Source organism: Leptospira borgpetersenii serovar Javanica (assembly GCF_003046425.1).
Taxonomy (GTDB): domain Bacteria; phylum Spirochaetota; class Leptospiria; order Leptospirales; family Leptospiraceae; genus Leptospira; species Leptospira borgpetersenii.
The window spans coordinates 107,501-120,000 of the sequence record NZ_QAJG01000011.1 but is presented as its reverse complement, the minus strand read 5'-3'; the positions used below and the strand labels follow the sequence as shown (position 1 = coordinate 120,000).

Below are 12,500 nucleotides of genomic sequence, written 5' to 3'. Positions count from 1 at the left end.
TTTTATCAAAACGGAAACATTAGAACTTGTCCAAAACTGTCTTCTGTGGGAGCGGCATTGCCGTGTAAAGTCCTCAGTCCTCTGAATGTAGGAGTTCCTACATCCGAGGTTTTGGGACAAATTCTTAGAAAAAATTCTAAGATTTATAGGAATTTAGAAATTCGGAGATTGAATTCTTATCCTTTTCCAAAGAATGTTTGTGCACTTCTTCAATGACGGCCTCGATCGCCGCACCCATCAGGAAAACTCCGGATTTGACTTCCACATCATAACTTCTTTCGGACTTGTCCGGACCCAATTCCTTATAAACGGAAACCCCACTGATCTGAACGATACTTTCATTTCCGGGAGGAGCCAGAGTAAATTCGTGCGTATTTGTATTCAAATCGAATGTAGAATTTTCTAATAAAGACGGATCGGAAAGTAGAGTGGCTAGGACCTTGGGCATGGATTCGGCAAGTTTCACTTTACGCTTTTGATAAACTAAATTACCGTTCTTTCTTTCTTCTAAAAGTTCTACATTTTTCAATTCTGGGAATTTATCCAAATACTTATAACGATCCTCCCTTGCTTTTAAAAGGTCCTTCAACGGGACGGGAAATTGTTGAACTATTTTATATTTCATCCGGGCCTCTCGCACATTTTTTTCAAAACATCCGATTTTCCAATCCAGTAAATAAAAAACTATAGGAAGAATTTGCAAGACATTAATTCTGGTAGGAAAGTCTTTGGCTTGGAATTCGATGAAAGAAACTGCCTCTTCCTGGATCGAAATCTCGAAACGTTCTCTGAGTAATAATTTGAATAGTTTTCGTTCCATTTTACGCCCGGGCTCAACTCTTACCGCAATCTTAAAATCGAACGCATACGGCCACGGAACGGATCTAATGGCTAAACTCTGCATCGAAGAAGGTGTTTCACGCATCGGAGTCAACTCGATCGAAGAAGCTCAAAGTATTCGCCAAATCGATCCGAAAATTCCAATCCTAATCATGGGAGAAATTCAAAACCCGGAAAAACGGAAAGAAGCTCTATCCGATCCCAATTTCTGGATCATATTTTCAAGACCGGAAACGGCTCGAATTCTTTCCTCATTGAACCCCGCCCCAAAACTCCATCTCAAGATCGATACGGGAATGGGTAGATTGGGAAATCACGGAGAAACCTTAAAATATACATTAGGAGAGTTAAAAAAAAACGGAATTACTCTAGACGGGATCTGTACTCATTTTGCAAGTACGGAAGACGTTTTAGAACATAAGTATTCCCTAATGCAAATTCAAAAGTTCGAAAAAGCGGTTTTACTCGCGGAGTCCCTCGGTTACAAAAATTTAATCCGACATATGTGCGCTTCCGCTTCCACGATGTTGTTCTCTTCTGCCCACTACGAAATGGTAAGAGTGGGAATTTCCTTATATGGGCTCTGGCCGAGCATACAAACCAGACTTTCCTTAAACCTTAACGGAAATAAAAATTTCCAACTGAGTCCGATCCTTTCCTGGAAAACACGCATCGTTCACATTCAAAATCATCCTGCCAACAGTTACATCGGTTACGGTTCCACTTTTCAAACCTCGTATCCTACGAAAGTGGCGATCGTTCCGATCGGTTATTACGAAGGACTTGATCGAAAACTTTCGAGTAACGGAGACATGTTGGTTCTCGGCAAAAGAGCGAGGATCATTGGTCGAATCTGTATGAATATGACGATGTTAGACGTTACACATATCCCCGGAGCGGATGTGGGAAGCATCGTCACGGTCATTGGCCAAGATGGAGAAGAATTAATCACGGCGGACGATATTGCGGACCGTACTCATACGATCAATTACGAAATCACGACAAGAATCAGCGAATCCGTCTGTAGGATTGTGGTAGACTAGAAACTCTTTCTTAGTGTAACCTGTATTCGAAAAGAATCCTAAGGCCCGCATGCAAGACGCCATTTCCAAAAATTCAAATATAACTCAAATCGTTTATTCCACAAAAACTTACGATCGCTTGATCGGTCTCGTATATAAAACCAGAGGAATCTTATTTGATTCCATCGACGAATATTTTTCAGAAAACAATCGCGACCGGGTTTTAAACGCACATTATCCCACCGTCATTATAGGAAATCACGTAGAAGAAGGGGACATTCTCGCGCTCTCCGTAATTTATAAAGCGGTTCAGCCTAAAATTAAGTTTGCGATCCCGGCAAGAGAGGATGTTTTAAAAAAGAATTTTTTAATCAAAGAATTTCGACCTAAAGGAACTTTAAAACTCATCTTCGGACTGATAGACAAAACAAACCTGATACCGGTATTATTAAGATACATCGGATGTTTTCCCGTCAAACGTCCGTTCCGTGATAACGCAAGAGAACTCTTAAAAAGCGGGGAACTCAGAGGTATGGTCGATCAGGAATGGAACATTTTAATCGAGAGAGTAACTTCCGGAAGAAATTTGTTTTTATTCCCCGAAGGGACATTCAACCAAGACGGTTATCTAAATCAAATTAAAAGAGGCGTTTACTTCATCCGCACGAAGATCAAAGACGTTCGTTTTATTTCCTTTACCCTTACGTACGACTATATTTCCGCAAAAAAGACCCAACTTCATATCGCTTACGGAGAAACTTTTGATATTCCCGAAAACGCAAGCAGCGACGAAGTAACAAACATTGTAAAAGAAAAGTTAGGTAAGAATTATGTGATAACATCCGGAAATCTTCTTTCGATGATTTTAATGCGACTGGGAACCGAAGCCTCGATCGGCCAAGAAATACTCTTTAAACGCCTACAGAACTTTGCAGACGAGATAAAAAAGAAGGGGAAAAAAATCTACGTTTCCGGAAAGTTATTCGGCTCTCATTTGGAAGAAACCTTTCAACATATTCTAAACAAAGGTCTGGAAAATAAATTTCTAAAACTCGATGGGAACGGAGAAGTATTCGGAACCGAAAAACTTCTTTATAAGGACACGAGAAATCTTAGAAAGAAAAACGAATTTTTGTATCATGCGAATCAACTCGCTTACCACAAACCGGAGTTGGATAAAATTCTTCTTTCTTTAACTTAATCGAGGAACACGAATCGAAATGGGATTTTGGAAACGCTTATTCTTTCCGAAAAAAGAATACCGATCTGCGGCAAAAGCCTGGATCGAAAACCCGGAAAAAGTTCAGAAAAGTATCAACCGAGTTTTGGACACCTTCTTCGATTCCACTCTTAAAGAATTGATGCCGGAAAAAATTTCCTTGTCTTTGGAGCCCGTTGCCGGACTTCGAATTCCGGAAGATAAAGTAAAAACTATTCTGCAAGGGGTCAACATCCGAACGGTTCTTCCTTTCAACTCAGTATCCGAAGCAATGAGCCAGGAAACACAGGAGGCAATTTTGGAATTTGCCGCTGGAACCATAACCGCCCCATCCAAATTATTTCTGATGAAGGTCCTCGGCCAATCGCCGATCCAAGAGATGTTCTCGTTAGGTCTTGAAAAGATATTAGTAGAATTTAATAGAAAGCTCAATCCTCTTGCGGGTATGTTTCAAGCGGCGGGTTTCGAAAAACAAATTTCTGGATTTCTTACAATCTTACTCCCTAGCTTTACGGAAAAGATCGCGGAAATGCTACACAATTCCTCCGAAAGCGAAGCCGGTAAAATTCTTATTTCCAACACGTTGAAAATCCTGTTCCAAACCGGTTTTTCCGATCTGGGTCGTTTGGAATCCACCGATTTAAGAAAACATCTTGAAAAACTACGGCAAACCATCTCTAGTGATCCCCTTCTCGAAAAGAATATGGAAAAATCCTACGAGAGTTTCAGGGATGCGGTTTTAAACGAATACGGAGGAGAAACTTTGAAAGAATTCCTAGGTTATTCCGACGAGGAATATATTCGCTTCAGGGATTCCGTTTCCAAAACAACCGCTGAAAACATTCTTGTTATTCACAAACAAAAACCATTGACTAAACTTGTAGCCGGACTGCTGGAGGATATGCTTGTATGAAAAAAGTGATCAACCAGATCGGAAAAGCTTTAGAATACCTGGATAAACTAGGCACCGGAAAATCTTTCCAGTTGTTTCGTTCGCTCGGTTATGAGAAACTTTACTCCCTCTCCGAAAAAGTGGACCATAAAACGCTCCTATACATCAGTCAACACTTGGACGAAAAAACAATCGTAGAATTCTTGAACCGTATTCCGGAAGAGACCTTGGTGACGCTTCTTTCCACGGTCCCGCCCCAAAACATTACATACTTTGCAAATACTATTCCGATGGACGATCTTATCCTTTTATCCACGTCGATTCCAGCCGCGGACATCGCGGAAATGTCTTTTAAAACCGGTAAAGAATCAGCCGCGGAACTTCTAAAAAATATAGGAACTCAAAAATCCATCGCATTATTAAACGAAGTGGGAATTCAAAACTTTATAGAACTTTCTTTGAGAATTCCCCCTATTCAATTGATTCCCATCGTTCAGGAGCTGACTCCGGAACAATCCGGAATCTGGATTCGTAAAAGAGGAATCGGAGACATTCCAAAGCTGATCGAAGCTTTCGGCGTTCAGAATCTCTTGGTTTTTTTAAGGACTCTAGGTTTTAAGAAAAACATTCATATCATAGAAGTTCTCGGCATAGAAGAACTGATCGAACTTGCATATACTATTTCCGGGATGAAACTTCCGAGACTTGTCTCCGAGAAAAAACAACAAACCTCCCCGAAAAAAACGTTTCAAAAAACAAAATCGAAAAAGAAAATCACTACCAAACAAAAGTCAAAATCGAGGATGAAAAGAATTTAGAGTTTGTCCCAAAACTGCCTTCATTCAGAAGACGGAAGACAGACGAACTCGCTTCGCTCGTTCTAGACAGAGAACAGAAACAGAGGAGATGTTACATCACGAATTTAGAATGCAGTTTACGAAGACAAAAAAGAGAACAAAAACGAACTGCTTTTCGAAGAAAAGCATTCTGTCGTCTAAAAGTAGGAGTTCCTACATCCCGAGGTTTTGGGACAGACTCTTAGAATTTTTCCTTCCGATTGAAACGTAAAAAGTCGACAAATCAATTCGATTCCAAATTCTTCTTTGCGTTTAACAACTCATCTTTACTTTCCCGAAGAGATTGTAGACGATCTTCGATGATTTTCATAAAAGTGTCCGGATAATGTCTGCCGGAATCTTTGAAAAATTTCATGCTGTATTCCAAAATTTCAGTCATATCGTTCGTTTTTTTGATTTTAGAATCCAGATAAAATTCCATCTCGGATTTGGGGACTTCCCCTCCTTCCAACAAAATTCCGCGAATTTTATTCATTTTCTCCTCGTCTTTTTTTCGTTTTTCCTCGGTTAACTCTCTAGGAATCAGAGAATTATCAGGGAAACGTTCCGCGAGAAGTTTGACCTTTTGAATTATTTCTTTTCGAATCCTTTCCTTTTCTTCAGAAGACAAACTAGAATATCCGTCCGCTGTCGGAGCCACATCGTCGGTAGAAGTAATATCACCGTTTGAATCAGCCAATGTTTCCGATTCCTCCGATCCGGAAAAATCCAAGAAATTTCCGGATTCAAAGAGGGAATCTTCTTGTCTCATCACCGTGTTTCGGCTAAGCCCACTTCTCAGTTTTTCATTCTCAGAAGAATCTTTTACGACTTCTTCATTGAAAAAAAAGAAACAAACCGAAAAGATTAAGAAAATTATGATAATTGAATATATTTCTTTTCTACTCATTTGGAATCCGATGATTGTAACGGGAGGGAAATTTTGAAGTTACTTCCTCCCCCTACTCTGGATTCAAGGGTAATTTCCCCGTTCATTTTGTGGAGAATGGTTCTGGAAATCGGAAGCCCCAATCCGGTACCTCCGACTCTTTTGTTTCGATCATTCGGAACTCGGAAAAATCGCTCGAATACCTTTTCGACATACTTCGGATCGATCCCGACTCCCGTATCCTTGATGTTGATTTCTATCGTCCCCTCGCCGGACTCAATCATCGTCATCTCGATTTTTCCCTTTTCCGCATACTTTATCGCATTTACGAAAAGATTCGTTATCACCTGAGAAAATTCAAAACGGATCCCACGAACTTTCAACTTTTTGATCAGATTAAGCTCTACACTCAATCCTTTCTCTTTTGCAGAAGGTTCGTTTGAATAAACTACCTCCTCGATTACCAGAGCCGGATCGAAGTTTTCAACAAGACCAGAATTGTCTTCTCCCTGAACTTCCTCGAATTTTAAAAGATTTTCAATGAGATGATTCAGACGTTTTATATTCTTTTCGATCACATTCAACATCCCGCTTTGATCCTTGGATAAGAAAGTATTGATTTCCGCCCTCAAAAGCTCGAAATAACCCTGAATATTCGTCATAGGGGAACGTAACTCGTGACTGATATTCGAAATGAATTCGTGTTTGGCCTGTTCCGTTTCTTTTTTCTCAGAATCATACAAGATATGAACCTGATAGATTTTTCTCGCCCTTTCGAACAACGCAGTGATACTCAAAGAAACATCCATTTCGGACTTGTCTCTCAACTTCATCTTCACTTGATCCACACGAAGCATCGTCTCCGGAGATTTTGTCGGGGAGGACCAATCGCCCATCTCCTCCAAACCGGGAAACAAATCCTCCAGTCTCAAACTATGGATGTTATCCTTGCTATAACTGGTAAGACTTCGGAAATTATAATTTCCCGCAATCAATGCCCCCGACACAGAATCCAACAAAATCACCGGAATCGGGGAAAACTCAAAGAGATAGTTGAATCGATCGTCCGAAAACTGGAGTTCCATATTCCTCTTATCCATCTCAAGTCCCTGCATCATTAGAACATTATCGATTGCTAATGCTTTAATCTCTTGAGTACGGATTTCTTGAAATAAAAAATCCAATATGGAGTTGATACCTGTTCTGATCGCAGACGCGGTCCCTTTGAGAGGTAATACCGGCAATCTTACGCCTTTTTTGGAATTATAAATGTTCAAAACGAGATTGTGAACATCGGAAACCAAATCCCCGAGTTCTCTTCGGTCCCCCGTTATTTCCAATAAGCGATTGGATTCATCCTCACGGTTAAACTGCTCCTCCATAAGAACAGTTTTTTTGGTTTTCAAAGCGGCAGGATAAATCGGAATCGGATCCTTAGCGGCCAAGTCGAGGGCTTCCAAAAGAACCGGCGGAGGATCGGTTAGATGTTTTATGGATCTCCAGTAAATTCTTCCCAAGTATTCCAATTCCTCCAAAGCGGCAACCGGAGAAAGGATCTCCTGCAGATCCTGCGAAGGCTGTTTGTAAAAGTAATGCAGTTGTTCCGGTTCTATCTTGAACTCCGGAATGTTTTCCTGAATCACATGCTCCGTAGTATCGCTCGTATTTTCGATCAAGGATTGAATCGCTTGGAACAAAGCACTCTGAAGTTTATTGATTCGATCCGGATAGGTCTTCGCAAATCTACCGTTAAACGCGAGCATGTTAACTGGAAGTCGGTACGGAGGTAAATCCCGTCCCTCCGAAATTCTGAATCCGTTATTTAAAAAGTGAGACTCTTGAACCGATCCGATAAGTCCGAGAGTCGTGGTCTGTGCAAACTCATACTCTAAAAGATAGGATCTGGAATACACGAAGGTATAGGAAATTTTTTTACGAAAACGGCTGGACCTCATGAATTCTTGGGCCAATAACTTATCGACGGATGTATTCTGTAGAACCGGTATTAAATACGGGGTCCCTTCCAAAATCGAATCCATACTGGAATTGTATTTGGAATAAAACGAGTGGATCATTCTCGAAAGAATCATTCCCCGAAAAATAGACTTGTTTGGTACGGTCTTTTTTAAATGTAAATCCAACCAAGTTGTAAACGGTATTTCCCCGACTTCTATCTTTCCGGAACTTAGAAATGCAAGAATCGCATCGTAGTTTTCCAAAACTCGAATTTGTACCTGAATTCCCTCTTTTTCAAAAAAGCCCCTAGATTTGGCATATAAAATCGGAAACGCAGAAATTCTGGATGTGATGGCGATTTCGATCACAGAAGACAGTATTCACAAGCAGTATAGATTTTTCAAGAACCCCCCTTGAAAATTTCTCAAAAAGGTAAAAAAAGATCTTCCTGTGGGGAAAATGTTCCGAGAGACATAATATGAGAATCGAAGAACTTCCACCCGTACAAAAAATTTTAAATCGAATTCAAGACATCGAAAGTCTAGCAAACCGGTTCGTGAAAGAAACTCCGGTTCAAAACCGACAGGAACCGTTCGATTCTATGTTAAAGGCAGAAGGTGAAAAATCCGCTTCGAATCCCAAAATAGAACCTTGGAGAACAAATTCTCGTGGTAATTGGGAAGGTATCGAACCTACTTTGGCCGAAATTATCCGTAAAGAATCCGAAAAAAATCATCTCGATCCTTCCCTCGTTCAAAGTGTTATTAAAGCCGAATCCGGTTTTAAAACCGATGCGATTTCTCCGAAAGGTGCGATCGGCCTTATGCAACTTATGCCATCCACGGCCAACCTGCTGGGAGTCGACGACCCTTCCGATCCGGCAGAAAACGTTGCGGGAGGAACGAAATTCTTAAGTGATCTCCTAAACAAATATAGAAATTTAGATCACGCACTGGCAGCCTACAACGCAGGCCCAAAAGCAGTCGATCATTACGGAGGTATTCCTCCTTACAAAGAAACAAAAAAGTACGTTGAGAAAGTCAAAAAATTCTATAGGGATTTTTCCGAATAACCTTCTAATTCGATCCTTTATCCATTACTCGAAAACCATAGGAAAACGACCCTTTCACTTTTATGGAATCCCTTTTTGATTTATTGCAAAAAGAGGGCACAACGTAGCCAAAACGAATGACCTGTTTCTGTTCACACGTTATTTTCCATTACCACCAGTCAAGTTAAGAGAAACATCTCTTTTGAAATAGTGAGTGACACTTAGTCTCATCTTGACTTTCATTGGGATCGAAATGAAATCGAGCCGATCAAAGTCAAATAATCCGCAAATGAAGGACAACTTTGTCTCTGAAGTAACGATTCGCAAAAGAAATCGTGCCGCGACAGAAACTTCCATCCTTTTGGCGGCGATTCAAGTTTTCGCAAAGAAAGGTTATGACGCCGCCAATACGAAAGACATTGCAAAACTCGCAAACGCAAACGAGGCATTGATCTTCAGATATTTCGGAAATAAAAAAGGTCTTCTGGAAGCTATTCTCACTCGAAGTGAAGATATCAAACAGGAGAATTCCCTTTCCTCCCGCGTCCGCAAAACTTCGAAAAATTACCAAGATCTTGAAGCAAGCATTCGCTACTTGATATCGGGCAAATGTAAAGATTTTAAAGATGCCGAGGACTTTATGAAAGTTGCGGTGAGTCAGATCATCCTGGATCCCGAAGTCAGCCAAATCATTCAAAAGAAAATTTATACGAAAGCACTTCCCGAATTTATCACAGAACTGGAAAAGTTTAAGAAAGCGGGAAAAATCAATCCGAAAGCGGATTTAAAATCCGCCGCTTACGCAATCTCATCGTTTGCGTTCGCACTCGGATTTATGGGTCAATGCGTTTATAAGATTCCTCCCTCGGAAATCCAAGCCACGATCAAAGAAGTGGCGAGAATTTTTCGAAAAGGTTTAGAACCGGGGCCAACCAAAAAAAAATCGAAGTAAATTTTTTACGTCGGACTTTTCCCGCGCTCCTAGAATGCGGGAAAAGTTTGATCTACTTCCAAAACCTCACAGCTATTTCTTCTGCTCCTCGCTGATTAGGTTGAGCGCGCTGCCTGCTTTGAACCAAGCGATCTGTTGCGCATTGAATGTATGATTTACTTTAATCTCTTGGGAAGAACCGTCTTTGTGATGTAACACGAGAGTCAAAGGAGTTCCTTCTTGAAACGAGGTCAAACCGAGAATGTCGATTGTGTCCTCTTCTTGAATCTTATCATAATCGGCTTTGTCCGTAAACGTAAGCGCGAGCATCCCCTGCTTTTTCAGGTTTGTCTCGTGAATTCTCGCGAAAGATTTTACGAGAACCGCTCTGACTCCAAGATGTCTTGGTTCCATCGCCGCGTGCTCTCTTGAAGATCCCTCTCCATAATTCTCGTCTCCTACAACTATGGAACCAATACCTTTCGCTTTGTATGCTCTTGCAGTTTGAGGAACAGGCTCGTAAGTCCCGGAAAGTTGATTTTTCACTTCATTGGTCTTATCGTTAAAAGCGTTTACTGCACCGATCAAAAGGTTATTGGAAATATTATCCAAGTGACCTCTATACTTCAACCAAGGTCCCGCCATAGAAATATGATCGGTGGTACACTTCCCTTTCGCTTTGATGAGTAATTTTAAACCCTTTAAATCTGTTTTTTCCCAAGGAGCAAACGGTAAAAGTAACTGCAGACGATCCGATTGACGATCGACCACGACATTTACTTTCGATCCGTCCGCAGCGGGAGCGATAAAACCCGCGTCCTTTACGTCAAAACCTTTCGGAGGGAAATCAAGACCCGTCGGAGGATCGAGTTTTACTTCTTTTCCATCTTTACTCTTCAAGGAATCCGTGATTGGATTAAAATCCAACGTTCCGGCAATCGCAAATGCGGTCACAATTTCGGGTGACGCAACGAAAGCGTGAGTTCCCGCAAGACCGTCGTTACGTTTCGCAAAATTTCTGTTAAACGAAGTAATGATGGAATTCTTTCTTTCCGGATCCTTCGTGTGACGACTCCACTGACCGATACAAGGCCCGCAGGCATTCGCAAGAACCACTCCACCGATATCGGAAAAGGTTTTGATCAGTCCGTCTCTTTCAATCGTATAACGGATCATTTCCGAGCCCGGAGTTACAGTGTATTCCGCTTTGACTTCCAGATTTTTTTCCGCCGCTTGCCTTGCAACGGAAGCCGCACGGGTAATATCTTCGTACGAAGAGTTTGTGCAGGAACCGATGAGCCCTACTTCCAAGTTTGTCGGCCAACCGTTCTGTTGAACCGCTTCCTTGAATTTAGAAAGAGGAGTCGCTAAATCCGGAGTAAAAGGTCCATTGATATAGGGTTCGAGTTCTGAAAGATTGATTTCGATCAACTGGTCAAAGTATTTCGCGGGATCCGTATATACTTCTTTGTCTCCGTTCAAATGTTCCACGATTTTATCCGCCAGTTCCGCGACATCTTTACGATTCGTTTTTAAGAGATATTCCCTCATGTTCCGATCGTAACCGAACACGGAAGTTGTGGCTCCTATCTCTGCGCCCATATTGCAGATCGTTCCCTTACCCGTACAGGAAAGACTGTCCGCACCTTCTCCGAAGTATTCTACAATCGCACCGGTTCCACCTTTAACGGTAAGGATTCCTGCAACTTTCAAGATGATGTCTTTTGCGGAGGCCCAGCCGGAAAGTTTACCAGTGAGTTTTACACCAATGAGTTTTGGAAATTTTAGTTCCCAAGCCATACCGGCCATCACGTCCACGGCATCCGCACCGCCGACTCCGATCGCGATCATACCCAAGCCCCCCGCATTTACGGTGTGAGAATCGGTTCCAATCATCATCCCGCCGGGAAATGCGTAATTCTCCAAAACCACTTGGTGAATAATACCCGCACCGGGTTTCCAAAAACCGATTCCATATTTGTTGGAAACGGAGGAAAGAAAGTCGTAAACTTCTTTATTTACCGTATTAGCGGTTTTTAAATCCTCGACGGCACCGTCTTTTGCTTGGATCAAGTGGTCACAGTGAACGGTGGATGGAACCGCAACTTTGTTTCTTCCCGCAGACATAAACTGCAAAAGAGCCATCTGAGCCGTAGCGTCCTGCATTGCGACTCTGTCCGGTGCGAAGTCTACGTATGACTTTCCTTTTTCATAACCTGTTTTAGGTTCACCTTCCCAAAGGTGGGAATAAAGAATCTTTTCAGTAAGGGTAAGAGGTCTTCCAACGACGTTTCTCGCTTTTGTAACTAGATCCCCGATCTTAGCATATCGGGCGCGAATCATTTCTATATCGAATGCCATTGTCTTTCTCCGTTAGATGATGAGTGAACCTGTCCTTATACGAGTTGTCCTTCCAGTTCATCGAAAGAATAGAACAAGTTATAAAATCATGCTGTTGCAAGCAGATAGTTTGTATAGGATTTTTTAATTCAGTTACGAATTCTAAGTTCTACGCGCCGGTTCATTTCCTTTCCCTCTTCTTTGGAGTTGTCGCCGATTGGAACACTCGCACCTTTGGGAATCACTTCGAAACGATCCTTGGCAATTCCGTTGCCCGCAAGATAATCCCGAACCGTTTCAGCACGAAGAAGAGAAACCCTATGGTTGGCCGCTTCTGTTCCTTCCAAAGAAGTATGGCCGAATATTTTAACTCGAATGGAAGAGTCCTCTTTCATCCAACGGGAAAGTCGGTTGAGACCTGGTCTTGCCTCTTTACGAATTTGAATACTGTTTTTTTCAAAGTGAATCACTTTGGATTCGATCTCTCTAAATTTAGGATTGGAAGATAATTCGTGTTTTTTTTC

The 12,500-nt window shown here is 41.6% G+C and carries 11 protein-coding genes (1 of these 11 cut by a window edge); 6 read left to right on the top strand and 5 right to left on the bottom strand.

The features are described 5' to 3' along the window. Positions 1-136: 136 nt before the first annotated feature. Positions 137-625 (bottom strand): DUF2505 family protein, encoded by a 489-nt coding sequence (locus CLV95_RS10920; protein ID WP_026054004.1) that lies wholly within the window; start codon positions 623-625, stop codon positions 137-139. A 118-nt stretch (positions 626-743) separates the two neighbouring features. Here CLV95_RS10920 and alr point away from each other — a divergent pair, with 118 nt between their 5' ends. The 4 genes from alr to CLV95_RS10900 are packed head-to-tail and all read left to right on the top strand — an operon-like array spanning position 744 to position 4,791. Next, positions 744-1,883: an alanine racemase gene (alr, locus tag CLV95_RS10915; protein WP_026054005.1), complete on the top strand. Its 1,140-nt coding sequence runs from the start codon at positions 744-746 to the stop codon at positions 1,881-1,883. A gap of 49 nt (positions 1,884-1,932) precedes the next feature. Beyond that, a complete protein-coding gene (locus CLV95_RS10910; protein WP_002733342.1) occupies positions 1,933-3,063 on the top strand; it encodes a 1-acyl-sn-glycerol-3-phosphate acyltransferase in 1,131 nt (376 codons plus the stop codon). Positions 3,064-3,082: 19 nt separating this feature from the next. Then, entirely contained in the window at positions 3,083-3,994 is a 912-nt protein-coding gene (locus CLV95_RS10905) for a hypothetical protein (RefSeq protein WP_002733495.1), read from the top strand. Beyond that, entirely contained in the window at positions 3,991-4,791 is an 801-nt protein-coding gene (locus CLV95_RS10900; RefSeq protein WP_002733458.1) for a hypothetical protein, read from the top strand. Before CLV95_RS10905 ends, CLV95_RS10900 begins: the two co-directional genes overlap by 4 nt. 262 nt (positions 4,792-5,053) lie before the next feature. Here CLV95_RS10900 and CLV95_RS10895 read toward each other — a convergent pair whose 3' ends face one another. After that, a complete protein-coding gene (locus CLV95_RS10895; RefSeq protein WP_002733325.1) occupies positions 5,054-5,719 on the bottom strand; it encodes an LIC_20245 family lipoprotein in 666 nt (221 codons plus the stop codon). Then, positions 5,716-8,031 (bottom strand): ATP-binding protein, encoded by a 2,316-nt coding sequence (locus CLV95_RS10890; RefSeq protein ID WP_026054825.1) that lies wholly within the window; start codon positions 8,029-8,031, stop codon positions 5,716-5,718. Before CLV95_RS10890 ends, CLV95_RS10895 begins: the two co-directional genes overlap by 4 nt. A gap of 101 nt (positions 8,032-8,132) precedes the next feature. Between CLV95_RS10890 and CLV95_RS10885 the strand changes: the two genes are divergently transcribed. Both CLV95_RS10885 and CLV95_RS10880 read left to right on the top strand, forming a co-directional pair. Continuing rightward, positions 8,133-8,726 (top strand): lytic transglycosylase domain-containing protein, encoded by a 594-nt coding sequence (locus CLV95_RS10885; RefSeq protein ID WP_002733362.1) that lies wholly within the window; start codon positions 8,133-8,135, stop codon positions 8,724-8,726. Between the two features lie 232 nt (positions 8,727-8,958). Next, positions 8,959-9,657, top strand: a complete 699-nt coding sequence (locus CLV95_RS10880; protein ID WP_002760189.1) for a TetR/AcrR family transcriptional regulator — start codon at positions 8,959-8,961, stop codon at positions 9,655-9,657. 72 nt (positions 9,658-9,729) lie between these two features. Here CLV95_RS10880 and CLV95_RS10875 read toward each other — a convergent pair whose 3' ends face one another. Together CLV95_RS10875 and CLV95_RS10870 are read right to left on the bottom strand one after the other, a co-directional pair. Continuing rightward, the gene (locus CLV95_RS10875; RefSeq protein ID WP_002724927.1) at positions 9,730-11,997 is read right to left on the bottom strand and encodes an aconitate hydratase; all 2,268 of its coding nucleotides are present in this window, start codon (positions 11,995-11,997) and stop codon (positions 9,730-9,732) included. A gap of 128 nt (positions 11,998-12,125) precedes the next feature. Then, positions 12,126-12,500: the end of an OmpA family protein gene (locus tag CLV95_RS10870; RefSeq protein WP_002733344.1), read on the bottom strand. It continues 762 nt past the right edge of the window; only the last 375 of its 1,137 coding nucleotides appear in the window; its start codon lies off the right edge, out of view — the gene reads right to left on this strand; the stop codon is at positions 12,126-12,128.